Here is a 25,498-nt window from a genome sequence, read left to right as displayed (position 1 = left end):
GGGGTGGGGTGGGGTCGACGCTCAGGCGTCGTAGGACAGGGAGGCGGAGAGCTCACGGTTGGCGTCGATCTGCTGCTGCACGGTCGCTTGCTTTTCTTCGATGCCGCCCATGGCGTCGGCGCCGGCGATGAACCGGCCGGGCAGCTCGCCACCGTCCGAGAGGGTGACGAGGGCTGCGGCGAGCTTGGCGGGGTCACCGATCTGCGTGCCGTGCATCTGCCGCCAGGCCTGGATCGTCTGCGCCGTCTGCTCGGCGTAGTCCTCGATGTCGAGCTCGGGCCACAACGTGGAGGAGCCCTCGACGAGCAGCTCGGTGCGGAAGAAGCCAGGCTCGACCGACATCGTCTCGATGCCGAACGGTGCGACCTCCGGCGCGAGCGATTCCATCCAGCCCTCGAGCGCATGCTTCGACGCGGCATAGGCCGAGGTGAAGCTGCCACCGACGAAGCCTGCCGTCGACGTGATGGTGATGATCTGTCCGGAGCGCTGCTGGCGCAGGATCGGCAGGATGGCCCGCGTGACGTTGAGCGGGCCGAAGAAGTTCGTCTCCATCTGCGCCCGCACCTGGTCGGCGCTGAGCGTCTCGAAGAACCCCGCGTAGAAATTGCCGGCATTGTTGACGAGCACGTCGATGCGGCCGAAGCGCTCGACGGCGGCCGCTGCCGCTGCGTCGGAGGCTGCCGGGTCGGTGATGTCGAGCGCCACGGCGAGAAGGTTGTCGTGCGCACCGACGGCGTCGGTGACGCGCTGCGCGTCGCGGCCGGTCGCCACGACGAAGTGGCCCGCGGCGAGTGCCGCCTGTGCGATGTCGATGCCCAGGCCGCGGCTCGCGCCGGTGATGAACCAGACCTTGCTGTCAGCCATGACGAAACTTCTCTCTCTCGGTCGCCGTCCCGGTCGGTCGGCGGCTTCCCTGCGGATGCCACCAGTCAACGTCGAATCGCAACGGCGAGGGAGACCCGCTCTATAGGGTCACTGCGCGTACCTCCCTAAGGGGGCGGGATCGGGCCTACCGTCGTCTTCATGGACCCGAGGAACGACATCCGTGAGTTCCTGACCACCAGGCGTGCCAGGCTCACCCCCGCCGACGTCGGACTGCCCGACTTCGGCGGCAGGCGACGCGTGGCCGGGTTGCGCCGCGAAGAGGTCGCCCTGGTCGCCGGCATGAGCGTGGAGTACTACGTGCGACTCGAGCGCGGCACCGCGACAGGCGTCTCGGAGTCCGTGCTCGAGGGACTCGCCCGCGCTCTGCGGCTGGACGATGCCGAGGTGCAGCACCTGCACGACCTGGTGCGCGCGGCGAACGATGGCGCATCGCCCAGCCGACGCAGGTCCCGGCCGAGGACGCAGGCGATCCGACCGGGTATGCAGCAGCTGCTCGACGCGATGCACGGCGTGCCGGTGGTCGTGCAGAACGGACGGCTCGACGTCGTGGGGATCAACTCTCTCGGTCGTGCCCTCTTCTCGGAGCTCTTCGACAGTCCGCGCCAGCCCGCGAACTTCGCTCGCTACCTCTTCCTGGATCCCCGCGCGCCTGGCTTCTACCGCCACTGGGAGGACGCAGCGCAGCAAATCGTCGCCCTACTGCGCGCCGAGGCAGGACGACACCCGCGCGACCGCGAGCTCAGTGACCTCGTCGGCGAGCTCGCCACCTGCAGCGACCCGTTCCGCACCCTGTGGGCATCCCACGACGTGCGCGAACACCGCACCGGCACCAAATCCGTTACGCACCCTGTGGTCGGCGACCTCGACCTCTCCTTCGAGGCCCTCGACGTGAGCAACGAACGCGGACTCCAACTCATCGCCTTCTCCGCCGAGCCCGGCTCCCCCACGAGCGACGCACTCCGCCTGCTCGCCAGCTGGACCGTCGCAGACGCTCCCTCCCCAGAGGGCGACCGGATAGACACCCCGCAGAACCCCGCCAGCAAGAAACCACCCAAGTGACTACCTCGACGCACTTGGCGTGGGGATCTCAGGGACAGCGGTCAGAGGGCCCCTGCTTGCTCACTCAGTTCGCCCACGGGTCGAGAGGTCGATCACCGTTCCGTCGCTCTGCTCCGGCAGCTTCGGGGCTTCCAGAATGTCGTCAACGACCCACTGAGCGACGTGGTCGGGCGCATACCTCAGCGTGGCGCGCGGCTGGACACCCATGAGTCACCAGATTGCTCGACCCGCTGGTTGAGAGCCGCGTCGACCGCGGCCTCAGCGTCGCAGACACCAAGGCACGCTAGATGTGCGTCCGCAGCAGCGGCGAGCTCGCGGAAGCGGGGTGTCCGGCGCGTCAAAGCCACGGCTCCGACGCCGACCGACCGACCGACGTGACACGTGCTTCAACGTTTGTGTCGGCACCTTGCGTGTCGACTTCACCGAAAGGACGTACATGGACTGGACGAATCGCTTGGGGCGCTACGGAGTATGGCGGGGCAAGGACGAACTCGACGTGCCGCTGGCACAGACGATCGAACGGCTCGGGTTCGGCACCATCTGGCAGGGCAGCTCACCCGGGTCTGACCTTCGGCTCGCCGAAGAAGTGCTGGACGGTACCGAATCCGTCGTCGTCGCGACAGCGATCGTGAACATCTGGCAGTCCGACCCCACTGAACTAGCCGACTCCTACCGGATCGTCGCGCGTCACCCGGGGCGCCTTCTCCTGGGCATCGGATCGGGTCACCGGGAGGCGACGCCGGAGCGCACCCGTCCGCTCGAAGCGACGACCCGCTATCTGGACACACTTGATGCCGGCGGTGTCCCGAACGGCGATCGGTTGATATCTGCGCTCGGACCCAAGATGCTCGCGATCGCTGCCGCGCGCAGCGGCGGTACGCATCCGTACCTGACGGTCCCGGCGCAAACGCGCGAGGCGCGCGACCTGACCGGCAACAGCATGCTCATCGCTCCTGAGCAGACGGTGGTGATCGATGCAGATCCGGTCTCCGCACGGCGGGCCGCCCGGGACTTCCTGGCCGGGTACCTGAAGATGGTCAACTATGTCGGCAATATGCGCCGGGCAGGCTTTACGAGAGAGACGTCGCCGACGGAGGAAGCGACCGGCTGGTCGACGCCATCGTGGCGCACGGCGACGCGGCAAAGGTCGCCCAGGGCCTCCGAGCGCACGTCGATGCCGGCGCGGACCACCTCTGCGTGCAGGTGCAGCCCGCCACCACAGACATCACCGCCACCCTCCAGCGCATCACCCGCGAACTCCAGCTCACCGGAGGAAGCGGCGGCTCGCCGTAGGCGCGAACCCAGTGCCTCGACGAGGGGAGCTGAACAGGGTGCCGTCCGCGGGGAAAGGCCCAGTGTGGTCGTATGGACAACCGAGCCGAGAGGCACCAGCTCTGGCGACCCACAGCGCGGGGCGCACGTGCCGGCGGTCTTCACCGACTGCGGTCACGAAGGGCTGACCCCAGCGCGCGTGGGAACTGATCGTCTCCGAGTGGCTGGCGCCACCCCGCGATCGTCACCGAGCATCAACAGAATCCCGCCACCTAGCGGCGCAAGCCACAGGACGGCACTCCATCGAACCGGATCCTCGGCCCACAAGCCGGCACGAATCTCGGCGCATCGATCAGGGTTGGTGAGCCGACTTCTGCGACGCTGATGAGGCGACCCGCGTCGGATTAGGTCCAGTGAGCACCCGATCACTAGTGCCGCGAATCGCCCCTGCAACAACCGGACTCGAGCTGTTGTGGGACACCGACGAGCGCACGGAGACCCGGCCCCAAGGCGCTCGGAGAGCCAGCCTCAGCCTCAAATAGTGGCTCGACCTGAAGGGCTCTACGATTCAAGCGTGGCAGGAATCCTGGATGACCTGAGCAGCTTGACTGGCGCAAACGACACGGAGTTCGCCTTCATCTGCGCGGAGGTGCTGGCTGTGCTGAACGTAGAGGAACCCGGAGGGGAGACTCTGGACTTCGATCTGGTGTCGGTCACAGTCGATCGCAACCAGGGCAAGGTCACCTTCGAGAGCGTCATAGACGACGAAACCGTATCCATGAGCGCCGAGCGCTTCGCCGAGGCGGCTGCGCCTCTGGCTGAAGTTCGGTCGGCGGAACAGGTCGCCGAGTGGCACCGGAACCGACGTGAACGACACGTCTGGCTGATGCCCCCGGCAGCCTCCGGGTGACCACGAGACCCGAGTCTTGCCACCATCGAGCACCTGTCGGTCGGTCGTGCTGCAGGAGAGGCGGTGCGCCTGGCCGTTCGGCGGCTGACGTCGCTCGGAACAGGTCCCGCGACTCTGGCTCTCGCGGTGGTCTTGGTGCAGGTTGCCCAACGGCAGTCGCTGGCCCTTACGGTTCGTGCGCGCGCACCTTCTCGATGGCGCGCGCCAACACGTGACTCGGAACCGTCCTTCCGTCCTCGATCGGCGTTTGCTCGAGTTCTTCCCCTAGGGCCTGGAAGAGGGTCTCCGCTGTTAGAGAGTTCTGGATGGTCGTAGGCAGAGTCGCGCAGGTCCCAAACGGCGTCAACGAGGTGCGCTCCACTCTGCGCTGCGCGAAGCTTGGAGAGGCCGAAGCTCAGCGAGTCCATGGGCTGAGCGTAGGTCAGCATCGCCAGGAGGGCCTGTGCTCATCGCCGACCGCGTTGCCAGGTCGGGTCACGGTAGACGGTCCGTGCCGCGCACGCCGATACCTGTCCGACTCCTCCCCTTGCCTGACCGGCTGTAGCGAGCTGCTGCCACCATCACGTCAAGCCGCGCGCCGCCGGGCACGCCAATCGATAGCCCACCTCGCCCCTCGAGCACTCGCCCACGGACCTCACCACAAGTCCAGGGCAAGGACCCCGAGGCGCACACACCTCTTGCACTACAGTGGGACTTTCGTCCGTACGTAATGAGGCGGTGACTGGACGTGGCCTCGAATCGACGCAAAGTGACAGCACGAGAAGGACGCGCGCGACGGCGGCGTATCGCCACGCGCGAGCGACTCGAGCCGAAGTCCAACGAGTCGGCGCTGGTGGGCAGCACATGTCCCCGGTGCGGCAATGAGGTCCCGAGAAGCACTAGCGGACGGGGCCGGCCCAGAGTCTGGTGCTCTCACCGCTGCCGCCGCGCGGCGTATGAGGAGCGACGCGCAGCAGCCAACGGGGCGATCGCGATCGAGGTGGTGGCGCGGCACACCGAGCCTCCATGGGACGAAACCATTGCACGGGTGCTCGCCTCTCCGGTGGCCTGCCGCAAGGTCGTTCGCGAGTTGTCTCGACGGCTGCGCGACCGTGAGCTGGGCCAGCCGCAATGGGAGGGCGTGCTCGCGGAGATACTCAGCCTCGAGGAGGCCGCGCGGCCCGTCGACCGACACGATGCGACGGTAGACCCAGGTGCATCGTGGTAGCGGCGAGGCTCTTCATCGCGGCCTACCCATTCAACCCGTTGCTGAAAGAGCGCGTCACGCTGAGAAGGTCTGGGCACGAGTTGCCGAGACCTGGACGCCTTACGTGACCGCCTCGACCATCGGCTTTCGGAAGGCAGCGCGCTGAACCTGGGGTTTGCCACGTCGCCAGCCGCTCCGGATAACAGCCGACCACCGGGGCGAGCCGAGTTGGACGATCGCTACGACGCAGGCAACCGAGCAGACGGCGCAAAGTCCACTAGCGACGGGCAGTTTTCAACGGACTCGCTAGGCGACTAACCCACCACGGCTCTGAGGTGTCGGTCGCTACTGATGATTCGCACGGCGTCGCACCCCTCAATCGGGTCCGCCCACTGGCCGAGCAGTGCAGCCTCTACATGGACCGCGCCGAGCGCACGCACAGATTTAGCACGCGCTGACACGCTCGCCTCTCCGGAGATGTGACCGGCCACGATAAGGACACTGCAGCCGTCGAAGCGGTAGGAACGGTCTGCCAGCGGGAGGGTCGGTTCCAAGATCAGAGCTGCGCCCAGGATACGGTCGCCCACGGAGTCGCTGGGTAGGGCGATGGCCTTGCGAGTGCGCATCACCTCTACCAACGCGAAAGCGGCACCGATGAGTTCGTCCCCCGCCAACAGGCTGTTTCGAGTCTGTGCCTCCAGCACCCCAGCGAGCAAATTGGTGGCCATGTAGCCAGTGTGCACCAGAGCAATGGACGGGGCGCAGGGTTTGCCCGGCGCGTCATCAGGCCATTGCCGCTAGGGCGGCAGCACCCGCCTCCAAGTGGGCCTTGGCTACTAGGGTCGCTGAGCGCGTGTCCAGGTCGTCCTTTGAGACGTCTCGCGCCTTCCCGCACTCCTTCCCGGTGTACACCCGCACATCGGAGGTCACGTCCAGGCAGGCGGTGACGATCCCACCCTCGATCATTAGGCGCAACTTCGGGCCGTCACTATTACGGCCCTGAGGTGCCTGGTCGGCTCTACGCACGATCACGACGTCGGGCTTCATGGACTTTGCGTGACCCCGCACCGCCGTGGCGACGTTTCCAACGTGCGCGGCCCATTCGGTGTCGTCGCCCGTCACCGGGAACTCCTCGATGACTCTCGCGGTCGACTCGTCGTCACCGCTGTCACCTTCGAGCAGCACCAAGCTGACGATCGACTTCCACTTGCTCACTCTCACTGCGATTCCCAAGACCCTCACCTGGTCATTGTGCCTACCCTTGGCCTATGTCGTCTGCCGCTCCCGGCCCAATCGGCTCCGTTATCGCAGATCGTTACGAGGTGCTGGACAGTCTCGGTTCCGGTCAGCACGGCGAGGTCTGGCACGTCCACGACAGCAACCTCGATGCGAATTACGCCCTCAAGCTCCTAGGGTCCAACCAGATCGCAGGCCCGTGGGCGGAGGCACGTCTACTGAACTCGCTTAGCGGTGACTACATCCTCCCGATCCGTAACGCTGACACGACGCCGGAGGGCACGAGGTACCTCGTCACCGACGTGGCCGAGCACGGCACCGTGATGGACCGAATTGATACAACCCTCGGCGTCGCGGAGGAGCAGGCCGTGAGTTGGGTGCGTGAGGCGTGTAACGGGCTGGCCCGGGTCCACCGGCACGGGCTGCTCCACCGGGACGTCAAGCCCGAGAATCTGTTTCTCACCTATTCGGCCAAGTGTCTGGTGGGTGACTTCAGCCTGGCCGGAGTGCAAAACGCCTCGGGCTGCGTCGCGGCGGGCGGGACGCTAGCCACAATGGCACCAGAGGTCGGAGCCGTCGCCCTTCCGGGGTACGCGGGGGACGTCGAGGTCTACTGCGTGCGCAGCGAGGTGTTCAGCCTTGGTGCGACCCTTTACTGGTTGCTTGCCGGCACGCCGCCCGTCACTGGTACGCGGCACCAGGATGCTGCGACCGCCTCTCCGGCCGATCTATGGGAGTTGGCTCCCCACGTTTCCAGAGGAACCCGCGACATCGTGATGAAGGCCCTCAGCAAGGATCCCGCCGGCCGCTACTCCGATCCCGCCGCACTGGCCGCTGCGCTCGGTAGGCGCAACCGTCCCGACCGGCGTTGGGTCCGAGTCGCGGCCCACCGGGACCACGAGCGGTGCTACGAGGGCGTCAAAGCCGGCAGGATCGTCGACCTATGCGTCATCTCCAAGACGGGTTCGAGTGAGTACGTTCTGCATGTGCGTCACAAAGGTTCGGGTCGACGCCTTGCGCGGGACGGCATGTCCGCCACCTCCGCTGGTCTGAACCGAGCCATTCGATCAGCCATTCGCGCCATCGGGTGAGGCTGGCGGGGCTCGACCGTTCTTGCCTGGCCGGCAAGTGGCTCTGGCATTCACCGCCGTCATGAGCGCGTTCAAGGTCTCGATCAGCCTCGAGCAGCAGAGCACATGACAGGTTCGCTGACCTCGTTCAGGGGCCGCCGTCTCAGTGTGTTGCATGCTGGACCTCCAGCCGTGCCCCATGGTGGCGGCAAGGTAACAGGGTCCCGACCGCCTTCGTGGGAACGTTCCGTACGAGAAACGCCTCTCGATCTTCGCCGATCTGACGATCCTCGCGTGCCGACGGTTCAATCACCGGTAGCGGATCGGCTCGCAGGACGCGGTCCAGTTGAGATGAAAGACCTCGCTTGTGCGGCTCGCCCAGTTCGTCAGTCGGTATGACCAGTTATCGGGCCTGCGGCGTTCGTGGGCGTACGTCCGGCCAGCAGCGTCCCCTGGGCCAGGCGTTCCGGCTGGGATCGGTGAGTGGCACGATGCCCTTAGCAGCGAGTGGCCCACCTGGGCGACGGAGCGAGTTGAGCGGCGCCGTCACCGTCAGGTGCCCTGATGCGGACAGCGCAACACGACTGTCACACCGCTGTCACAGTGCCCTGTGGGCGTACAAACACCCAGGTCAGCGCGTTTCCGGTTCGATTCCCCCATCCTCCGCCAGCAGTTCCCAGGATCCCGCCAGAAACACCAGTTTCCGGCGGGATCCTGCGGTTTCTGGCCCGAGTCGCGATGTGCAGGGACAGGCACGAATGGGCCTCTTGTACCAGATCTCTGACACAACGCTGAGACAGACAAGGTCGATGTGTCAGCGGAGGGGAGGTCCAGGATGGTCGCTACGAGCCTTCCGCGCGGGATCGTCCGGTTCCGAGAACGCTACCGCGTGCGCCTCGAGGTCGACGGAACCACGCACAGCCTGGGCGTCTTCGACACCCTGCGGGATGCGAGGGCAGCACTCGACATCGCGAAGGGCCAACGCGCCCGGGGCACGTTCGTCCCGCCCACCCAGGTGCGGGCCGAACGCCGCGCGGCCGAGGCCAAGGCCGAGACCGACGCCCTGACGTTGAACGAATGGGCCGAGCAGTGGCTGGAGGACCTGGCCGCCAACCCCGAGCGCTCCCCCTCGACCGTGCTGTCCTACCGGTCGGTGCTGCGCACGCACGTGCTGCCCGAACTCGGGTCGACGCGGCTGGTCGACCTCACGCCCGGGCAGGTCGCCGCCCACCTCGCGACGCTGCGCGCCAAGCCGTCGAAGCGGCACCCGGGCGCGCGAGCGAACGGTGTCGCGCCGAACGTGGCGAGGGTGCTGCGCTCGTGCCTGAACGGGGCGATCAAGCGCCCCGACATCGCCCTGGCCTCGTTCGCGTTCCCCGAGGCGCCCTCGCAGACCCCGGTCCGGCCGGCAGAGCCCGACGGCGACATCGCGACCCCCGGGCAGGTGGCAGCGATGGCCGCGGCGATGCCGGAGCACTTGGGTGCGGCGGTGCTGCTGACGGCCTGGAAGGCCGACATCCGTTGGAAGTACTGAGGTGAACGAGAGAGGCTCGACCGCCGCGTGGACTACCACCGGAGCAACCTGGACAGCCGCTCCGAAGCGCCAGATTTTGCGTGGTAGTGGCCCTTCGCGCGGTATCACCTCCGCCGCGCCAGCACCGTTGTCCCTGCAGAAGATGACAGATTCAGCCAGCACATACGACAGCGCCGCACGCACTCCCCGGGGTCGCGGCTCGTGCGGGTGCTCTCGGCCCGACTGTCCGTCCCCGGTGGCCTCAACACTGGTGCTCACGGGTGGGTCGCGGGCGAGCAAGATACCGGGTGTGGCTGAGTTTTCACCTTCACTGATGGCCTGACCTAGCATCGCGCGGATACTGGCGGGATGGATGCGGAACTCCTTGGTGGAGGGCACGACTCGGAACTCGTGACGCGCGTCGGCGACACGGTCCGCCGGCCGCTCAGGCCGTGGAGCCGGTCGGTGCACGCGCTGCTCCGTCATCTCGAGTCCGCCGGGTTCGAGGCGGCGCCGCGGGTCGTCGGCGTCGACGAGGCAAAACGTCAGGAGGTCCTCAGCTATGTCGCCGGGTCGGACGGCCGGGTCGCGCAGTGTCACGACGACGCTGCCCTGGTCCGGGTCGCTGACCTGGTCCGTTCCCTGCACGACGCGGCGGCCACATTCGTCCCGCCACCGGGAAGCATCTGGCGCCGAGATCCGCATGCCCCGCCCGGACCGCTGCTCTGCCACAACGACCTCGGCCCAGCCAACACGATCTACCGCGACGGACGTCCGCAGGCTTTCATCGACTGGGACTTCGCCGCGCCGACGACCGCGGTCTGGGACCTGGGCTACGCCGTCAGGTCGTTCGTCCCGCTCTACAGCCCCCAGGACTGCATCGCAATGGGCTACCCGGTGGACCGGCAGGCCGAACGGCTGCGCCTGTTCTGTGATGCGTACGGGATGGGCCGACTGACACGCGACGCGCTGCTGCCCGCGGTTCGGGCACGCCTGGACGCGCAGGACTCCGCCTTCACGGAGCGGACCCGGGAGACCCTGCGGGACCGCTGGGCCGAGTGGGGCCACGCCTTGGGCAACTGACGTCTAGGACAAGTACCGCCGGTCGCCTGAATACTGGACGCTGCCAGGCGCCCGGCCCGACCTCTCCCACTGCCATGACCGCAGCTACAAGTTGAACGTTCCGCGTGCGCCGGCCCGCTCAGCCCGGGATGTTCCGCGGGTCGTCGCGCGGTTCCACCATGTCCTTCGCCCGAGTTATGCCATCAGGGCGGCTGACAATCACCTCGCACCCCCCGGAGGGAAGAGTTGATCCAGGTGCTGGTCGATGGCCGCGAGAGCTGCTTGCGGTTCGATGACGCCCAGTTCGAGTAGCGGCGCGAAGCCAGTCAACGCGAGAATGAGATCCGTTTCGATCGCCGGGTCGCGGTGTGGGGATATCTGCCCGTCACTGATCGCCTGACGGATCAGGCGTTCGACCATTGCGCGCCCGTCGCGGAGTCCGAGGGCAACCTGCTCATGCAGCGTCGGGTCATGCATCGCTTCGAGAACGTAGGCCGCGTTCATCCGACTGGTCGCCCGAGCGTCGGGCCGAAAAGGGAGAAGTTCGATGAGCACCACGCGCAGCACGTCGCGAGGATGCGGAGGTTGGTCGAGTGCAGCCATGCCCTGCGTGACCCGCTGCGAGGTCTGATCGGCGGCGAACTTGATTGCGAAGGTCAGCATCTGGGATCGGGACGAGAAGTAGTGCTGCAGCTGCCCGAGCGAGGCTCCTGCCTCGCGGGCGACTTCGCGCATAGTCGTTCGTGCCCAGCCCTGCTGGTCGACGATCGTCCACAGTGCGCGGGCGATGGACTCGCGTCGCTCGCGATGATCGACCTGCTTGGGCACCTTGCCTCCTCGTTTCCAATACGCATGACATAATACAGATGACTGGATACCAGGGTAAGCGAGGGCTGATGAGAGAACCGGAGTCGACGCCGCCCCTCACGTTCTACAACCCTGCCGCCTTCGCGCTCGACAGCGAGGTGGCGATCGCGCTGCTCGCCGACATGCATATACGCAAGGCGATCGAGCGCGGCGAGTTCGACAACCTGCCTGGCAGCGGCAAGCCGCTCGACCTATCTGACGCCCATGACCCCGATTGGTGGATCAAGAGCTTCATGAAGCGGGAGAGGATCGTGATCCTGCCGCCGTCCATCCAGCTCCGCAAGGATGACGCCGCGCTGGACGAGCAAATCGACCAGCTCCCGAACGTGGCGGCTGTGCGCCATGAGGTCGAGCAGTTCAACGAGCGGGTCATCCGTGCCCGTTACCAACTCCCCGCGGGGCCGCCTCTGATCACGATGCCGCGTGACATCGAGACCACGGTGGCCGCGTGGGCCGATCGCAGAACGGCCCGAGCTGACGAAGCTCGCCGGACGGCCAACGAAGAAGCTCGGGCACGCGAGGAAGCGAAGATGAAAGACCGCGATCGCCGACGCCTCTTCCGCAAGCGAACCCGTCGATCCTCGCGTCACAGCCCCGAGACATAGCCAATATTCGGTCCGGCGGCAATTGAACTGCCTGCCGCTAGATGCTAGACCGCTCTGCCCCATCCACCCACCGAGAAGAGGAGAAAGACCATGACGCAGTACTTTCTGACCATCCCGCACGACACCGCCGAGGAGCCGACAATGGTGTCGATGCAGGAGCTCGACCCTGCAGAACTGGAGGCCATGATGGCCGCAGTCGACAAGTTCAACACCGACCTGAACGCGGCTGGCGCCTTCATAACCGCGGGCGGACTGCAGCCGCCGTCCACCGCGATCACGGTGGACGCGACCGGGACCGAGACCACCCGCACGCCCGGGCCGTTCGTAGAAGCGACGGAGTACGTCGGCGGGTTCTGGATCATCGAGGCATCGGATGAAGAGAGGGCGCTGACCTGGGCCGAGCAGGCCTCCGCCGCCCTCGGCTCCCGCATCGAGGTCCGCGCCCTCCAGGAAGAGCCCGAACAGGACTGACCCTTCGCGTGGTGAGTGCGCCGCGACACGGTCGGCGCCCTCGCCGCGCGACTCGGAGGACGGACGCGTCGCTAGGCCGGGCTCAGCCCACCGTCTCCCACCACCTGACCGCACGGCCGCTGGGCCTACTACCCACTCGTCCCCGGCGCGGTCGCCCACTGTCGACGCGAGTTGCCGCCCTCGCTCCGAAATGATCCCGACTGCGATGCCGTGGCTCGTTGGGTCGGCCGCAGCTCGAACGCCCCGGTGTGACCTTCGCCGGTAGGTGGCGGTGTGCCGTCGGCGCTCCGGGCGGCCCCACTGCTCCACGCCATGCCGCAGGGACGGAGCCGCGGAGTTCTCGGCGAGGAACAACAGGAACCACGGGAGCGCTGTCCGCTCGCGCGATGCGCGGAGGGGATGAGTCCGCCAGGGTCGGCCCAGAAACGACCGGCTGTGATGCGGCCTGGTGAGTTGTCAGTGTCGGCAACGCTCGAAACTGAGGCCGATCCGACGCTCGAGAACGAGGCCACCGGTTCGTAGTTGCTCAGTGTGCCGTGTCTTGGGATCTGGTGCTCGGCAGTGTCTCGATCCCGCGGTTACGCACCCGGTAGCTGGCGCCCTTCAGGGTGAGGACGTCGGCGCGGTGGACGACGCGGTCGATCATCGCTGCGGCGACGGCCTGGTCCCCGAACACGCCGCACCCAGCCCCTGAAGGGCAGGTTGGAGGTGAGGATCAGCGAAGCGTGCTCGGCGCTGCTGCAGGGCCGTCATTGAGGTGTCAGAAGTCACCAGCTCGCTCGCAGTTGCGGCGCGACCGCGGGCACCTTGGCGAGAGGCGAACGGGAGAACGGCAGTGGCGAGCGCACGGGCAGCCACGGTGGGTGGAATCCGTGCCAGCAGCTCGTGCAACCGGCCCGACGTGATCCAGTGGAGCAGCTGTGTCAGCCCCTGCTCGGCATGGTGAGCCTCGGAGGGGAAAATCAGTCGCCACGAGCAGGCCGCCTCGAACTCCCGGCGGTCGACCACGCGATAGCTCGTGTCGACGCGGACCAACACGTCAAGGAAGAGGTCGACCGCGGTGGCGTCGGGGCCGACCCACACAAGAGGTGTGGACACGTCGCAGTCGATCGCAAGACTCTCCTGCAGGGCCGGTCTCCACCAGGTCGCCGTCGAGACCATATGTCGCGTTCAGCTCGAACCACTCGTTGGCGAAGGCGTAGTGCCGCAGAACGACCGGTCCAGGTGCTGCGCGTTCCAACGTCTGCGCAACAAATAGATCCTCGCTGCGCTCAAGCACCCCTGACTCGGGCAGCCCGAACACTCGAACGTCCGGCTCGTCAGGGTGGCAGTCGAAGTCGCGCACTCTTGTAGAACGTCTCACGTCCTCCGGAGCGACCCGCTGTGGGAGCCGACCTGGCGTGCCACAAGAGGATCCCTCAGCGAAACGCGCTTTGGTCGCAGGGCCGTGTTTTTGACCTATCTGGTCCTGAGATTCCGGAGCCAGGCGTCTCGTCGGGCTTCTTTCTGCGGGATCAGCGAACTGGACTCGTCCGGGTAGGACACCGCGAAGGCGTGCATGATCAGCGCGTCGGCTATGACGTGGCTGGCGCCGTGAGTCCGCATGACCATCGTGGCCAGGCGAAAAGTGTCGAGGAACCGCTCCTGGCCGACGAGGTGCTGCGTCGCGCACGACAGGCCGACCTCGTCGACCACCCGGCGGAACAGTTCTGTGTTGCGAACCAGGGCGCACGCGGGATGGAGCCGGTCCCGGTAGATCTCAGGATTGGCAGCCAGGTCGGGCGCCATCTCGGTCTCGCCGTCCCACGACATGCGCGGGCCGGCCCCGAACGCCGTCGGAGTCCGCTCCAACTCCTCTTGCAGGATGCGGATCGTTCCGGGCCTGGTGAAGCAGACGTCGGCGTCGAGGAAGAGCAGGTAATCAAGCTCTGCGTTCCTCGGGTCGAGTACGAACTTGCTCAGCACCTGACCGTGGGAGTTCGTGGTTGTCCTTGTGTCGAACCCGGACTGCTGAATCTCCGCGCCGTACTGTGCCGCCGCGTCCAGCATGGCGGACCGGTCGTCGACCGAGTCGTTGTCGTAGATCGTCAGTCGGCCGAAGCCGGGGTTCTGGACGAACAACGAGCGGATCAACAGCTCGGTCCAGGAAGAGGTGTTGTGGTTGACGACGATCGCACCGATCTGAGCATCTGACTGCTGGGAGTACACCGTCCATCTCTAGCACCACGCCGGCCACATCGCGATGGGTCGGACCACCGCCCGGTGATGGATCCCTGAGCGTGCACCCGCGCGTCAGAGATCGAGTCCGGCTCGTCGCAGTACGACCCGGTTATAGGGGTTGATGTTGGTCGGCAAGCCATCGGTGCGAACCATGTCAGCGCGTTCGTCTCGCCGGCGACGTCGGGCCGGAGTCGCCCAGTAGTCTCAACGGTCTCGAACGTCGCACCGACAACGAAGGCGGCGTAGCCGTCCGGGTACCGGACAACCAACTGGTCCCGTAGCGGTCAGTCCCACTCACGCGACAGGCTTCGCCACAGATCAGCATCGCATCCGGAACACCCACTCCGTGGGCGTTCTGTGGGGCCAGCGTCTCGTTTCCTGGGCTCTGAGACACCGCGGTGAGGTTTCGCTCACCCCAGGCAGTGTCACCGAATAGCGCCCCTTCACCGCGCGCACCGCCCTCCACGCGAGCGCCGCTGTGCCCGGCGTGAAGGCGGGGTCGCCCACCCACGGCTGGACCCAGTGCAATAGGTTCGCCTGTGCTGTCGCTGGCGGCACAGTCTGGCAGCCGCGGCAGCTGGTGAACCGGCTCCTGTCTCAGAGCGAGCAGGGATGGGGTTCCACCGAACCTGTCCGCCGCCATCCGAGACGTCCCGGACGATTCCTACGTTGGCCCGACGGGTTCATGCAGGCGCGCGGCAACCCGACCCTGGCCACCCGGTCAAGGCCTGCGCAGGACGTCGAGGTCGCCAGACGGCGGTGGGAGGTCTCCGAGGCGAATCACCGGTGTGAGGTTCCGGCTCCCCGCTCTGCCTGACTGACTGACTGACGATGCCGCTCAGTGCGGGCGGACTGAGTCCGATCGCGGCGACGAACACGGTGTCCGGTCTTGCGACGCGGAGGAACTGCCGCGTTTGGCTGGCGTCAGCGTGGACAGTACGCCCGCCTTGACTGCGGTGTGATCGACGGGGCCTCTCCCCGTCTTGGATGGTCTGGCTCGCGCACTTCTTATGGACGACCGTCCATGAGACATCCAGTAGCGGTCGTGTTCCGACGAGACGTCTCGTTGCGAGAAGCATGTCACGTGAGGTCCACTCGGCAGACTGGCCCTAGGTGCGTCCTGGGAAAGCGGTGCGGCGGCCGTAGAGGGTGAGTAGGAGAGCGATCATGCCGAGGACGGCCATGAGGGTCGCAAGTGCGAGGGCGTCGAAGTTGTCGAGGATGATCGCGCCGCTCACGCCGGCGAGGAAGATCGCGATGTTGAAGGCGACGGGCAGGAAGGAGTTCGCGACGTCGGAGCTTTCCCTTCCGGCGAGGGTGAGCGCGGACTGCAGTTGCGCGGCGGCGCCGCCGAAGGTCAGACCCCAGAGTGCTGCGGCGGCGAGCACGATGGTTGTCGAGGTGTGTCCGAGGAGCAGGAACAGTGCGGCCACGACGAAAAGCACGGTGCTCAGGTGCAGCAGTGGCCGCGGGTGCCGGTCGACGAGTGCGGCCGTGAGGGCGACTCCACCGATGGATGCGACGCCGTAGACGAGCAGGACGAGGTCTGGGCCGAGGCCGGTGCCCGTGTCGCGCAGGAACGGGGCGATGTAGGTGTAGATCGTGTTGTGGGCGAGCATCCACACGGCGATCACGGCCAGGATGGTCACGATGCCGGGCATGGTGAGCACCCGTACGAGGGGAAGTCGCGTGGCGGCCGACTGGCCGGATGCGTCGGGTACGCACGCGACGATGAGCGCGAGTGCGACCAGCATGATCAGTGTGAGTCCTCCGAACGACCAGCGCCAGTCGAAGGTCGTGCCGAGCCAGGCGCCGAGCGGGGTGCCGAGCGCGAAGCCGACGGGCGCTCCGGCTGAGACGATCGAGAGGGCGAGTCCGCCGCGACTGGGTGGGCTGATCCGGCGGCCGTATGCGGCGAGCATGCCCCAGATGACGCCCGTGAAGGCGCCACCGACGAAGCGGGAAACGAGTGAGACGACGACGTCGGTGGAGAAGGCCGTCACCGTGTTGGCGACGATTAGGCCGGCGATAGCGGCGAGGATCAGGGGTTTGCGACGCAGGCCGCGGGTCAGACTGATAGCGGGGATCGTGACGATGACCGTGCCTAGGGCCCAGACACTGATGAACTGGCCGACTGTTCCTTCGCTCGTGCCCATGCCTGCCGCGATCACCGGCAGGAGGCCGGCCGGCATGGTCTCGGCTGCGACGAGGATGAAGCCCATGAGGGCGAGCAGGGCGAGGGCGAGCCCCGGCATCTTCTGCGGTTGGCTGGTTCCGGTCGTCTCGAGGACGGGCGCGGTCGAGTTCATGAGGTCCTTCGGATAGCGACTGTCAGGCAGCACGGAACACGCGACATGCGGTCGTCGCGGGGAACCGGGATGTGGGTGGGTACTTGGCCGCGGGCGAGCCGGTGGTCGCGGCGATGTTGTCGGTCGCCGCCCAGGCCAGGAGCTTGCGCAGCTTGTCGTCCGACGGACTCCCGGGTACGGCTGGGCAGATGGTGATCGAGTGACCGGGGTCGTCGTTGCGCATCGAGAGAGCTCGCCGACAAGCTCCGCGAGCTGCTTGTCGTGCGGGCAACCGGGGCCTGATTGTTGGGTCGAGTTAGAGGGTGAGCAGCACCTTGGTGGCGCGGCGTTCGTCCATGGCCTTGTAGCCCTCGGCGGCGTCCTCGATCGGAACCTCGAGGTCGAAGACGATGCCGGGGTCGATCTGGTCGGTCATGATGAGGTCGACCAGCTCGGGCAGGAACCGGCGCACGGGCGCTGGCCCGCCGAGCAGGCTCACGGTCGCGAAGAACAAGTCGAGGCCGTCGAGCTCGACTCCGTGGGAGACGCCGACGTAGCCGACATGCCCGCCTGGTCGGGTCGCGCCGATGGCTTGCAGCATCGATTCCTGGGTTCCGACGGCTTCGACGGTGGAGTGGGCGCCGTAGCCGCCGGTGAGCTCCTTGATCTTCGCGACGCCCACCTTGCCGCGTTCCTCGACGATGTCTGTGGCGCCGAACTTCTTCGCCAACGCCTGACGGTCAGCGTGGCGGGACATCGCGATGATGCGGTCGGCGCCGAGCTGCTTCGCAGCAAGGATCGCGAGCAGCCCGACGGCGCCGTCGCCGACGACAGCGACGCTCTTGCCGGGACCGGCCTCGGCGGCGACGGCGGCGAACCAGCCGGTGCCCAGGACGTCGGACGCGGCAAGCAGGCTGCGGGTCTGCTCCGGGGTGGGCTCGCCGAAGACCTTGACGAGGGTGCCGTCGGCGAGAGGGATGCGGGCATAGTCGGCCTGGGTGCCGATCGAGCCCATCATGACCTGGTGGATGCACCGGGATTGGAATCCGGCTTGGCAGATCTCGCAGGTGTTGTCGGAGGCGACGAAGGATCCGACGACGAAGTCGCCAACCTCGATGTCGCCCACCTCGTCCCCGACCTCGTCGACAACGCCGATGTACTCGTGGCCCATCGGGGTCGGTTGGTTGACCTCTTCAATGCCCCGGAAGGGCCATAGGTCTGATCCGCAGATGCAGGCGGCGGTGACGCGGATGATGGCGTCGGTGGGCTCAACGATGGTGGGCTTGTCGAGGGTGTCGACCCGGACATCTCCGGGGGCGTGCATGACAACAGCTCGCATGGGTGCTCCTTCCCAGTTCTCAGTTCTGACCGAGCCCTAGACCATCACGTCTGGCCGCCGGGTGGGAGGCACTGTCAGGGCAGGTACCGGGAGAGACTCCCTCCCCCCGGCCGATGACCTAGCGTCATAGGTGCGGACAACCGAGCGGAGGTCCGCGAGTTCCTCACCAAACGCCGAGAGAAGATCACAGCCGAGGATGTGGGGCTATCAGCGGGCACGAACCGCCGCGTCAAAGGGCTGCGCCGCAGTGAGGTCGCCGCCTTGGCCGGCGTCAGCGTGGAGTACTACACGCGCCTGGAGCGAGGCGCGATCAACGGCGCGTCTGCAGAGGTGCTCGATGCGTTGACCAGGGCGCTACCTCGATCGCCTTCGCCGGCGAGAGCGCCTACGGCCAGATGCTGCACGATGCCCTAGGCGACGAGGGCATCCACGTCGCGCAACTGATCATTCCCGGCGGCATCGGCGGCGGCGATCCCGACCACGAGCCCGACGCCCTGGCCGACCGCATCTGGTCCCTGCACCAGGAACGCGACTCGTTCCGCGCCTTCGTCGGCGAACCACCGGAGTGAGGCTGCCGCGTCGCAGCGCATTTCTCACCCCTCCCGGGGCGGTCCTGGTCCTGGTCGTGGTGGCCGGATGCACAACGCAGCCGTCCGCGGAGACGAGGACTTCCTCGACCACGCAGACCGAACCTTCTTCTCCTGCGACGTCATCGCTGAACCCCTCGGCCGGCGACGTGGCCACCTAGCCGGTCAAGCCCGCACTGTGCTGAGCCTCGGTCATCTCGCTCCGTCCCGCGGCGGGGTCGATCACCGGGTCGTTCTCATGCAACCGGACCTGGCCCCCTTTAGGAGGCCCGGCTGAGAGGGGTACCAGCAGGGACTGGCACGCGGCCCCGATCTCGGCCATAAATGGAGAGCATGAGCGCAGAGCAGTGCTGCGAGAGTAGCCACGCTCCGCAGAAGTTTGGACATGCTCACCTCACCGCAGGAAGCCTGATCCTCTCCCAGGCTTGCCTCGCGACGAACGCGTACAACGCGATCGGCCCCATGACAGCCTGGACGAACTCGACCGCACCTAGCGCCCCCGGACTCAGGCGGGTCCGTCCGCCTAGTGACCGCAGACACGCCGGCATGACCAAGTCCCCGAAGAAGGAAGACCCACACATGAAGGACGACGTGCGCGCCGCTCTGGAGATCACCCCGCAGGCTCCGACCCGGGACCGCACCATCGACATCACGACCTATGGCGCCTCGAGTGGTATGCCGCGTCGGATCGAGACCTGGTTCCACCACGTGGACGGGCGCTGGTTCCTCAGCGGTAGGCCAGGCCGGCGGGACTGGTACGCGAACCTGCGGAAGAACCCGCAACTCGTCGTCCACCTCAAGCACCACGTCCAAGCCGACCTGCCCGCCACTGCCGTGCTGATCACCGACCCGCGGGAGAGGCGTCGGATCGTCACCTTGATCCTGCGCGGCCTCGAGCAGATGGGCGGATGGACGAACGCGTCGGATGAGAACGTCCAGGCCTGGGTAGCGGGCAGCCCGCTCGTCGAGATCGACTTCATCGCGCAGGCGCAGTAGCCGATCGGCCACGACGCTTGCCGCACGGTCCGTGGATGCCTAGGTCTCACGTGGGCCGACAGTGTCCTGCACACGCCGGCCGCTTCGCTGTCGACGCCGGTCTCTGCCCCTGGGGCATCACACCGTTGTCCTCGATCGATCAGGGGCAGGAGTCGATACTGACTCGGACGCGACGACCGGTTCCTGCGAGGGTCGCGACACCTGAGGGCGTCAGCTCGGCCAGTAGAGCCCACCCGGGTGGTGGCACGGTGTGGCCGAGGTCGTCGTAGTAGAGCGCGATCGTTTGGGAGTCGGGTGCGTAGTACACACCGCCCGCGCTCGGATCGAGCCCGAGCTCGCGTTCGGGGACCTGCAAGGGATCTCCGGGCAACGAACCGGCGAACGCCTGTCCCATGGGGTCACGGAGGTCGAGCTCAAGCGGCAGCATCTGGGCGAACTGATCAGTTGTGCTCGTGTCAGTGAGTGTCGCCGGCAGCGCTTCGTCGCCGACCATGATGACGATGTCCAACGACGCGCTGCACGTCGGCTCGCCCTGGTCCGACGGACTGACTGGTCCGCTTCCGGCACTGCATGAGGTGAGCATGAGCGCGACCAGCCAGGTGACCGTCAGGCCCCAACGGTCCCGGGTCGGTGACAGTGGCGGGGTGAGGTGCATGCGTTCACGCAAGCGCCGCGCGGGAGTCGGAGGAAGCCACTGCCGATGGGTGTACTGGCAGTGCATCGATCAACGGCGGGATACACGCCTAGGGTCAGCGGTATGGACAACAAGGCCGAGGTGAGCCAGTTCCTCACCACGCGACGGGCACGCCTGCGCCCGGAGCAGGTCGGGTTGCCGAGTGTCGGTCGACGGCGGGTACCTGGTCTGCGGCGTAGCGAGGTCGCGGCACTGGCGGGGATGAGCGTGGAGTACTACGCCAAGCTCGAGCGCGGTGCGCTTGCCGGGGTGTCGGCCGGCGTGCTCGACGCGCTGGCCAACGCGCTGCGTCTCAACGACGCCGAACGGGCTCATCTGCTGCGGCTGGCGCACGAGGCCGATGGCTCCAACCGGGTCCTACGCCGCACGGGCAGCAGCCCATCGCTGTGGCGCCCCCGGCCGAGTCTGCAACGGGCGCTGGACGCGATCACCGATGTTCCGGCGATCGTGGGCAACGACCGGTCCGACCTGCTCGCCACCAATCTGCTCGGCCGTGCGATGTACGCCGACCTGTTTCTCGACCCGGCCCGGCCGCCGAACTTCGCCCGTCACACCTTCCTGGACAGCGGCGCGCGCCACTTCTACCCCGACTGGGACTGGGCGGCGGACATCACGGTGGCCAACCTGCGCACCGGACTCGGCAAGAGCCCCCAGGACAGCGCGCTGCGCGACCTGGTCGAGGAACTCTCGAGCCGAAGTCCGGAGTTCGCTCGCCGCTGGAGCACCCACGACGTCCGCACCCACGGCAGTGGCACCAAGCACTTCCACCACCACATCGTCGGCGATCTGCACCTGGCCTACGAGAGCCTCGATCTACGCGCCGAGCCCGGCCTCACGCTGACCATCTACTCAGCCCAACCAGGCTCCCCCACCGAACAGGCACTGGCGCTGCTGGCCTCCTGGGCAGCCAGCGAACAAGCGGCTGCGCCCCGCGGGGCCGAGAGCAACGATCCCCGAGCAAGCAGGGAGCACCGATGAGCATGCGGCCCCGCTTCGACGGCAAGGTCGCGTTCGTCACCGGCGCCGGCTCCGGCATCGGCCGCGCCACCGCACAGGCATTCGCGCGCGAAGGTGCCCGGCTCGTCGTCGCCGACATCGACGAACCCGGCAACGCCGAGACTGTTCGCCTGATCGAGGCCGGCGGTGGCCATGCTGTCGCTGTTGCCTGCGACGTCACCCGGGCGGCCGACATCCGGTCCGCGTTGGAAACCGCGGTTGAAGAGTTCGGAGGTCTCGACATCGCATTCAACAACGCAGGCATCGAGCAGCCCACCACACCGGCCGCCGAGATCGACGACGACCTCTGGGACCGCGTCATCGAGGTCAACCTGCGAGGGGTGTTCCTGTCGATGAAGCATGAGATCCCGCTGCTGCTGCAGCGCGGTGGTGGCGCGATCGTCAACACATCCTCCGGCGCCGGCGTGAAAGGCTTCGCCGGTGGCGCCGCCTACGGAGCCTCCAAGTTCGGTGTCATCGGCGCCACCAAGAGCGCCGCGCTCGACTACGCGCCCGCCGGGATCCGCATCAACGCGATCTGCCCCGGCATCATCGACACACACATGATCGAGCGAGTCTTCGGCGACACCGACGAGGGCCGACAGGCTGTCCTGCGCCAGGAACCCATCGGCCGCAGGGGTCGCCCCGAGGAGATCGCCGCCGCAGTGCTGTGGCTGTCCTCGGAGGAGGCAGCCTTCACGATTGGCCATGCCATGGTCGTAGATGGTGGTCAAACCACCTGACCCTTAGGTCCAACGCTGAGTAGATCTCTGCGGCGGTCTCTCAGCGTCTGCACACAGGATCGCCCCCGTAAGAGCCGCCGCGAGAATCTCGATGACGGAAGTGCCACGTGTGACGAGCCAGTCGCCACGTCAACGAACGAACCCCATCACGAACGACGTTGTCATTGGCGACAGCTCGACCCACCGCATGAATGAAATCGCCAGGTTGTGTCCCGTGTCCCAGCAACGTCTCAGACCTTGGGTTCTGACACGGATGGACCGGATCCGGCCTCGACACCACTGACCCGACGCGGGTCGACCCGCCCGGACGCATCGGGCAGCACGATGTGTCAGTGCGCGCATCGTGGGATCCGTCGCTAGTGACGCATCTCGTCGACGAAGCGTCGAGCGACCGTGAGGTCGCAGCCGAGGTCTTCGGCACGATCCTTGAGCTACTGCGTCCTCACCTTGGCCGCGTGGTGGTGGACGCGTTCATCCACGCTGAACCGAAACTGCCACCAACTAGTACGTGTAACCCGCGACGTCGGGGCCACCAAGCGTTCAGGCGGACGCTGGCACGTGGCCCGTGGCGCCGACCCCGGCGCGGCGGTCAAACTCGACCCGCACGATGAGCAGCACTGGCAAGCGCTGATGATCTATGCGGCCTGGAAGGTTGCTATGTCGGCGTTCGGTCTCGACCGCCGCGTCAGCGATGGGAGACATGGGTGAGAATGTCTCTAGTGCGTTGCATGTTCGTCGGGGTCTGACCGGGGTTTCGAGCGGCCATACACAGCGTTGTCGCAAGCATCGTCAAATCTCGTCCGAGTACGACCGATACTGAGGCGGCCCAGAATCGGGTTCTCGAGGCTTCGAAACCGCCATGGCTCCCGGCAGGGGCCTCATGCGAACCGACGACGTCGACTCGACTCGGGTCGGGTCGGGTCGGGTCGGGTCATGAAATACCGAGGTGGACCGCCACGCGAACCACCGAAATCAGTCAGATCCTGCCAGGGCGTGGACCGTCGCGGCGGCTGCGGCGACGGCTGGTGCATCCTTCGTCAGGATGGCGCCGTGGTTGCTCGCCACCTTTGCCGCGAGAGCGATGTTGGGGTTGCGGGCGGTCACCTGGTCGAGGCTGGCGCGGATGACTTCCTGCTCTTGGCCTCGGCTGCCGAACGACGTTCCTGAGGCGATCACGTATCGGGTGGGCACGGTGATGCGATCCAGGACGGGGCCGAGCTCGCGTTCTCGTGAGATCTTCCCGAGCTCGATGTTGCTCTGGGCCTGTTGGGCCGCCGTCATTCTCGGGAGCAGACCTAACGGTCTTAGCGCAGGGCGCAGGAACGCGAGCCGCTTGAACAGCATGCGGATCCGCTCCTCCATGGCGTCGTCGAGCCAGTCGTGCGGAAACGCCCCGTCGACCAGGACTGCCCCGATCGTGCGTTCGGGGTGGCGTTCGGCCCAGTGTGCCGCGACGACGGCGCCGTACGACCAGCCCATCAGCAGCGCGCGCTCGACTCCGCGGGCCTCGAGGACGACGGTCACGTCGCGGACGGCGGCCTCGAAGCTGTAGTCACACGACGTCCGGGACGCTCCGCGCGCTCGTTCATCGAAGGTGATGTGCCGGTAGCGGGGGCCAAGTTCGGTGATGACCCGCCGCCAGTACCGCTGGGTGGCGAACTGGCCGTTGCAGTAGAGCACCGGGATGCCAACGCCGCCGCTGTCGCTGACTGCGAGGGCGGTGTCGTCGACGGGGGCCATACCGGTCCAGGGCGAGGCGAAGTTGGGCGCAGGGAACGTCGCAGGTGACAAGGTTTCTCCTTCAGAGTGGGCAAGGAAGCGGGCGGTCGGCGGGGTGCCGAAGGGGTGTGGGTGGGTCATCGGACGGCTTCCGGCTGCGGCACGGCGTGCTCGGCGGCGCGGCTGACCTGCTCCCATGCCGCCCAGGTATCGATGCGCTGACGTGAGACGGCATGCGCGAGGTCGTATGCCATGCTCCCCAGAGCTAGCCGCAAGGGCGGCGCCTCGTTGTCGACGAGGGTGAGCATCGCCTCGGCAGCGAGACGGGGGTCGCTGTCCACCGACCCTTCGGCCCACTGCCGCTCGAGTTCGGCTCGCAGCGGTGCGTACGGTTCGGCCGGGCTGGTCGAGACCATGTTCGTGTAGAGGTCGGTCCAGAAGCCACCGGGTTGGACGATGGTGACCTTCACGCCGAAGGACGCGGCCTCCATCGCGAGTGCCTCACTCATGCCCTCCAGCGCGAACTTGCTCGCGCTGTACATCCCGGTGCTGGGGAACGCGCCGAGAGCGGCGATGCTCGAGATCTGCAGGATGTGGCCCGACCCTTGACGCCGCAGGTGCGACATCGCGGCCTGGCTGACCCACAATGCACCGAAGAAGTTGACCTCGAGCTGGGCCCTCGCCTGTTCCTCGGTGAACTCTTCGATCATGCCCATGGACATGTTGCCTGCGTTGTTCACCACGACATCCAGTCGACCGAAGTGGGCGACCGCGGCAGCCATCGCGGCATCGACCGCGCTCTTGTCGGTGACGTCCAGGCTCCGTGCAAGAACTCGGTCACGGTGCTCTGCGGCGAACGTGTCGGCGGTCGCCGACCGTGCTGCGACGGCCACGCTATCGCCGCGCTCGAGCGCAGCGAGGGCCAGCGCGCGGCCGAGACCACGGCTGGCACCCGTGATGAACCACGTGCGAGGGGAAGGGGAGGGTTGGCGCAATGTTGCTCCTTAGATAAGACGAGACGGTCCGTCTCGTGTTGCACCTGAGACTAGAGCAGTTGCCGGGACTTTGCAATACGCAACGTCTCGTCTCGCCTGAGGTACCTTTGCTGTATGTCGAACCCTGATCCCACCCGGCGCAACGAGAGCTCGCGTCGCGCCGTTCTGACCGCCACGCTCGACCTCCTTCAGGAGGTGCCCTACACACGGCTGAGCATCGAGGGCATTGCCACGCGGGCCGGCGTAGGCAAGCAGACCATCTACCGGTGGTGGCCCTCCAAGGCAGCGGTCCTCTTCGATGCGTTCCTCATCCTCAGCGAGGCGGACGCGGGGGAGCCCCCCGAACTGCCCGACACCGGTGACCTCCGGGCCGACCTGATGCTGGTGTTGCGGGCGACGGCGGCCGAGCTGGACAGCCCCCAGCTCGCGGAGCCGATGCGCGCCCTGGCCACGGAGGTCGCGCACGATGCCGGGCTGGCCCGGTCGTACCACGAACGTCTCGACGCCCCGCTCCGAGAGGCCAAGCGCCGGCGCTTGCGCAGCGCGCAGGCGACCGGCGAGCTGGCGGCCGACCTCGATCTCGACGTGGCCGTCGACATCATCTGGGGACCCGTACTCAACCGTTGGCTGCAGCGCGGCGGTCCCCTGGACGAGGCTTACCTCGAGGCACTCCTGGACACGGCCCTCAAGGGTATGCAGCCCCGGAGGCACGAACTCTGAGGACGGCGCCCAGGCACACCGCCTCTTCGCGTGGCCTGAGCGTTTGGCACGCCGGCATGGTGCCG

Annotated in this window: 24 protein-coding genes and 3 pseudogenes; 14 read left to right on the top strand and 13 right to left on the bottom strand. The window is 67.0% G+C overall.

All coding sequences use genetic code 11. The features are described 5' to 3' along the window. Positions 1-21: 21 nt before the first annotated feature. Positions 22-864 (bottom strand): SDR family oxidoreductase, encoded by an 843-nt coding sequence (locus HALOF300_RS05715; protein ID WP_156739966.1) that lies wholly within the window; start codon positions 862-864, stop codon positions 22-24. A gap of 159 nt (positions 865-1,023) precedes the next feature. Between HALOF300_RS05715 and HALOF300_RS05710 the strand changes: the two genes are divergently transcribed. The 3 genes from HALOF300_RS05710 (at position 1,024) to HALOF300_RS05700 (ending at position 4,126) form a co-directional block, all read left to right on the top strand. Further along, entirely contained in the window at positions 1,024-1,944 is a 921-nt protein-coding gene (locus HALOF300_RS05710; protein WP_156739965.1) for a helix-turn-helix transcriptional regulator, read from the top strand. 436 nt (positions 1,945-2,380) lie between these two features. Next, entirely contained in the window at positions 2,381-3,601 is a 1,221-nt protein-coding gene (locus tag HALOF300_RS05705; protein ID WP_197522333.1) for a TIGR03620 family F420-dependent LLM class oxidoreductase, read from the top strand. A gap of 189 nt (positions 3,602-3,790) precedes the next feature. After that, entirely contained in the window at positions 3,791-4,126 is a 336-nt protein-coding gene (locus HALOF300_RS05700) for a hypothetical protein (RefSeq protein ID WP_156739964.1), read from the top strand. A gap of 1,500 nt (positions 4,127-5,626) precedes the next feature. On the opposite strand, the gene HALOF300_RS05695 is transcribed toward HALOF300_RS05700, so the two are convergent. Beyond that, the gene (locus HALOF300_RS05695; protein WP_156739963.1) at positions 5,627-6,040 is read right to left on the bottom strand and encodes a hypothetical protein; all 414 of its coding nucleotides are present in this window, start codon (positions 6,038-6,040) and stop codon (positions 5,627-5,629) included. A 55-nt stretch (positions 6,041-6,095) separates the two neighbouring features. Next, positions 6,096-6,554: a hypothetical protein gene (locus tag HALOF300_RS05690; protein ID WP_156739962.1), complete on the bottom strand. Its 459-nt coding sequence runs from the start codon at positions 6,552-6,554 to the stop codon at positions 6,096-6,098. A gap of 26 nt (positions 6,555-6,580) precedes the next feature. On the opposite strand from HALOF300_RS05690, the gene HALOF300_RS05685 reads away from it, so the two are divergent. From HALOF300_RS05685 to HALOF300_RS05675, 3 genes are all read left to right on the top strand, one after another. Then, positions 6,581-7,639 (top strand): serine/threonine-protein kinase, encoded by a 1,059-nt coding sequence (locus HALOF300_RS05685; RefSeq protein ID WP_156739961.1) that lies wholly within the window; start codon positions 6,581-6,583, stop codon positions 7,637-7,639. 814 nt (positions 7,640-8,453) lie between these two features. Next, positions 8,454-9,152, top strand: coding sequence for an N-terminal phage integrase SAM-like domain-containing protein (locus HALOF300_RS05680; protein ID WP_156739960.1), 699 nt, complete (start codon positions 8,454-8,456; stop codon positions 9,150-9,152). Positions 9,153-9,500: 348 nt separating this feature from the next. Continuing rightward, on the top strand, positions 9,501-10,214 hold the full coding sequence (locus HALOF300_RS05675; protein ID WP_156739959.1) for a phosphotransferase: 714 nt from the start codon (positions 9,501-9,503) through the stop codon (positions 10,212-10,214). A 198-nt stretch (positions 10,215-10,412) separates the two neighbouring features. Here HALOF300_RS05675 and HALOF300_RS05670 read toward each other — a convergent pair whose 3' ends face one another. Then, positions 10,413-11,021, bottom strand: a complete 609-nt coding sequence (locus tag HALOF300_RS05670) for a TetR/AcrR family transcriptional regulator (protein WP_156739958.1) — start codon at positions 11,019-11,021, stop codon at positions 10,413-10,415. 68 nt (positions 11,022-11,089) lie between these two features. Between HALOF300_RS05670 and HALOF300_RS05665 the strand changes: the two genes are divergently transcribed. Beyond that, positions 11,090-11,665 carry a DnaJ family domain-containing protein gene (locus HALOF300_RS05665; protein WP_156739957.1) on the top strand — a complete coding sequence of 192 codons (576 nt, stop codon included), beginning with the start codon at positions 11,090-11,092 and terminating at the stop codon, positions 11,663-11,665. Between the two features lie 90 nt (positions 11,666-11,755). Then, positions 11,756-12,136 carry a YciI family protein gene (locus tag HALOF300_RS05660; protein WP_156739956.1) on the top strand — a complete coding sequence of 127 codons (381 nt, stop codon included), beginning with the start codon at positions 11,756-11,758 and terminating at the stop codon, positions 12,134-12,136. 526 nt (positions 12,137-12,662) lie between these two features. On the opposite strand, the pseudogene HALOF300_RS05655 reads toward HALOF300_RS05660, so the two are convergent. The 6 genes and pseudogenes from HALOF300_RS05655 to HALOF300_RS05635 form a co-directional block, all read right to left on the bottom strand. Beyond that, positions 12,663-12,876, bottom strand: a pseudogene (locus HALOF300_RS05655) (ATP-binding protein); the annotation flags it as partial. Positions 12,877-13,135: 259 nt separating this feature from the next. After that, positions 13,136-13,297, bottom strand: a pseudogene (locus HALOF300_RS27820) (DUF402 domain-containing protein); the annotation flags it as partial. A 297-nt stretch (positions 13,298-13,594) separates the two neighbouring features. Next, positions 13,595-14,344, bottom strand: a complete 750-nt coding sequence (locus tag HALOF300_RS05650; protein ID WP_156739955.1) for a glycosyltransferase — start codon at positions 14,342-14,344, stop codon at positions 13,595-13,597. 1,121 nt (positions 14,345-15,465) lie between these two features. Beyond that, positions 15,466-16,665, bottom strand: a complete 1,200-nt coding sequence (locus HALOF300_RS05645; protein ID WP_156739954.1) for an MFS transporter — start codon at positions 16,663-16,665, stop codon at positions 15,466-15,468. A 22-nt stretch (positions 16,666-16,687) separates the two neighbouring features. Further along, positions 16,688-16,888: a hypothetical protein gene (locus tag HALOF300_RS05640; RefSeq protein WP_156739953.1), complete on the bottom strand. Its 201-nt coding sequence runs from the start codon at positions 16,886-16,888 to the stop codon at positions 16,688-16,690. Between the two features lie 72 nt (positions 16,889-16,960). Beyond that, entirely contained in the window at positions 16,961-17,983 is a 1,023-nt protein-coding gene (locus HALOF300_RS05635; RefSeq protein ID WP_156739952.1) for a zinc-dependent alcohol dehydrogenase family protein, read from the bottom strand. A gap of 126 nt (positions 17,984-18,109) precedes the next feature. Between HALOF300_RS05635 and HALOF300_RS05630 the strand changes: the two are divergent. The 3 genes and pseudogenes from HALOF300_RS05630 to HALOF300_RS05620 all read left to right on the top strand — a co-directional run. Then, positions 18,110-18,340 (top strand): annotated as a pseudogene (locus tag HALOF300_RS05630) (helix-turn-helix domain-containing protein); the annotation flags it as partial. A 38-nt stretch (positions 18,341-18,378) separates the two neighbouring features. Continuing rightward, a complete protein-coding gene (locus tag HALOF300_RS05625) occupies positions 18,379-18,552 on the top strand; it encodes a hypothetical protein (RefSeq protein ID WP_231955059.1) in 174 nt (57 codons plus the stop codon). A gap of 564 nt (positions 18,553-19,116) precedes the next feature. Beyond that, positions 19,117-19,566, top strand: coding sequence for a nitroreductase/quinone reductase family protein (locus HALOF300_RS05620; protein ID WP_197522331.1), 450 nt, complete (start codon positions 19,117-19,119; stop codon positions 19,564-19,566). Positions 19,567-19,705: 139 nt separating this feature from the next. Here the strand turns inward: HALOF300_RS05620 and HALOF300_RS05615 are convergent, their stop codons facing one another. Continuing rightward, positions 19,706-20,221 (bottom strand): cyclophilin-like fold protein, encoded by a 516-nt coding sequence (locus tag HALOF300_RS05615; RefSeq protein WP_156739951.1) that lies wholly within the window; start codon positions 20,219-20,221, stop codon positions 19,706-19,708. 102 nt (positions 20,222-20,323) lie between these two features. Here HALOF300_RS05615 and HALOF300_RS05610 point away from each other — a divergent pair, with 102 nt between their 5' ends. Both HALOF300_RS05610 and HALOF300_RS05605 read left to right on the top strand, forming a co-directional pair. Next, the gene (locus HALOF300_RS05610; protein WP_156739950.1) at positions 20,324-21,238 is read left to right on the top strand and encodes a helix-turn-helix transcriptional regulator; all 915 of its coding nucleotides are present in this window, start codon (positions 20,324-20,326) and stop codon (positions 21,236-21,238) included. Continuing rightward, positions 21,235-21,999 carry a glucose 1-dehydrogenase gene (locus HALOF300_RS05605; protein WP_156739949.1) on the top strand — a complete coding sequence of 255 codons (765 nt, stop codon included), beginning with the start codon at positions 21,235-21,237 and terminating at the stop codon, positions 21,997-21,999. The genes HALOF300_RS05610 and HALOF300_RS05605 overlap by 4 nt, the downstream gene beginning before the upstream one ends. 972 nt (positions 22,000-22,971) lie before the next feature. Here HALOF300_RS05605 and HALOF300_RS05600 read toward each other — a convergent pair. Both HALOF300_RS05600 and HALOF300_RS05595 read right to left on the bottom strand, forming a co-directional pair. Then, positions 22,972-23,790 carry an alpha/beta fold hydrolase gene (locus tag HALOF300_RS05600; protein ID WP_231955057.1) on the bottom strand — a complete coding sequence of 273 codons (819 nt, stop codon included), beginning with the start codon at positions 23,788-23,790 and terminating at the stop codon, positions 22,972-22,974. 65 nt (positions 23,791-23,855) lie between these two features. After that, positions 23,856-24,713, bottom strand: a complete 858-nt coding sequence (locus HALOF300_RS05595) for an SDR family NAD(P)-dependent oxidoreductase (protein WP_156739947.1) — start codon at positions 24,711-24,713, stop codon at positions 23,856-23,858. A 114-nt stretch (positions 24,714-24,827) separates the two neighbouring features. Here HALOF300_RS05595 and HALOF300_RS05590 point away from each other — a divergent pair, with 114 nt between their 5' ends. Then, a complete protein-coding gene (locus HALOF300_RS05590) occupies positions 24,828-25,433 on the top strand; it encodes a TetR/AcrR family transcriptional regulator (protein ID WP_156739946.1) in 606 nt (201 codons plus the stop codon). Positions 25,434-25,498: the final 65 nt, after the last annotated feature.

The sequence above is a fragment of the Occultella aeris genome, assembly GCF_902703175.1.
Lineage (GTDB): Bacteria > Actinomycetota > Actinomycetes > Actinomycetales > Beutenbergiaceae > Occultella > Occultella aeris.
Note: the sequence above shows the minus strand (reverse complement) of the source record. Positions and strands in the feature narration are given on the sequence as shown.

Bases quoted from the DNA above. Each gene is read 5' to 3' on its own strand.
- HALOF300_RS05715 (WP_156739966.1), bottom strand. From the start codon at position 864: ATGGCTGACAGCAAGGTCTGGTTCATCACCGGCGCGAGCCGCGGCCTG.
- HALOF300_RS05710 (WP_156739965.1), top strand. From the start codon at position 1,024: ATGGACCCGAGGAACGACATCCGTGAGTTCCTGACCACCAGGCGTGCC.
- HALOF300_RS05705 (WP_197522333.1), top strand. From the start codon at position 2,381: ATGGACTGGACGAATCGCTTGGGGCGCTACGGAGTATGGCGGGGCAAG.
- HALOF300_RS05695 (WP_156739963.1), bottom strand. From the start codon at position 6,040: ATGGCCACCAATTTGCTCGCTGGGGTGCTGGAGGCACAGACTCGAAAC.
- HALOF300_RS05685 (WP_156739961.1), top strand. From the start codon at position 6,581: ATGTCGTCTGCCGCTCCCGGCCCAATCGGCTCCGTTATCGCAGATCGT.
- HALOF300_RS05680 (WP_156739960.1), top strand. From the start codon at position 8,454: ATGGTCGCTACGAGCCTTCCGCGCGGGATCGTCCGGTTCCGAGAACGC.
- HALOF300_RS05675 (WP_156739959.1), top strand. From the start codon at position 9,501: ATGGATGCGGAACTCCTTGGTGGAGGGCACGACTCGGAACTCGTGACG.
- HALOF300_RS05665 (WP_156739957.1), top strand. From the start codon at position 11,090: ATGAGAGAACCGGAGTCGACGCCGCCCCTCACGTTCTACAACCCTGCC.
- HALOF300_RS05660 (WP_156739956.1), top strand. From the start codon at position 11,756: ATGACGCAGTACTTTCTGACCATCCCGCACGACACCGCCGAGGAGCCG.
- HALOF300_RS05645 (WP_156739954.1), bottom strand. From the start codon at position 16,665: ATGAACTCGACCGCGCCCGTCCTCGAGACGACCGGAACCAGCCAACCG.
- HALOF300_RS05640 (WP_156739953.1), bottom strand. From the start codon at position 16,888: ATGCGCAACGACGACCCCGGTCACTCGATCACCATCTGCCCAGCCGTA.
- HALOF300_RS05635 (WP_156739952.1), bottom strand. From the start codon at position 17,983: ATGCGAGCTGTTGTCATGCACGCCCCCGGAGATGTCCGGGTCGACACC.
- HALOF300_RS05625 (WP_231955059.1), top strand. From the start codon at position 18,379: ATGCTGCACGATGCCCTAGGCGACGAGGGCATCCACGTCGCGCAACTG.
- HALOF300_RS05620 (WP_197522331.1), top strand. From the start codon at position 19,117: ATGACCAAGTCCCCGAAGAAGGAAGACCCACACATGAAGGACGACGTG.
- HALOF300_RS05615 (WP_156739951.1), bottom strand. From the start codon at position 20,221: ATGCACCTCACCCCGCCACTGTCACCGACCCGGGACCGTTGGGGCCTG.
- HALOF300_RS05610 (WP_156739950.1), top strand. From the start codon at position 20,324: ATGGACAACAAGGCCGAGGTGAGCCAGTTCCTCACCACGCGACGGGCA.
- HALOF300_RS05605 (WP_156739949.1), top strand. From the start codon at position 21,235: ATGAGCATGCGGCCCCGCTTCGACGGCAAGGTCGCGTTCGTCACCGGC.
- HALOF300_RS05590 (WP_156739946.1), top strand. From the start codon at position 24,828: ATGTCGAACCCTGATCCCACCCGGCGCAACGAGAGCTCGCGTCGCGCC.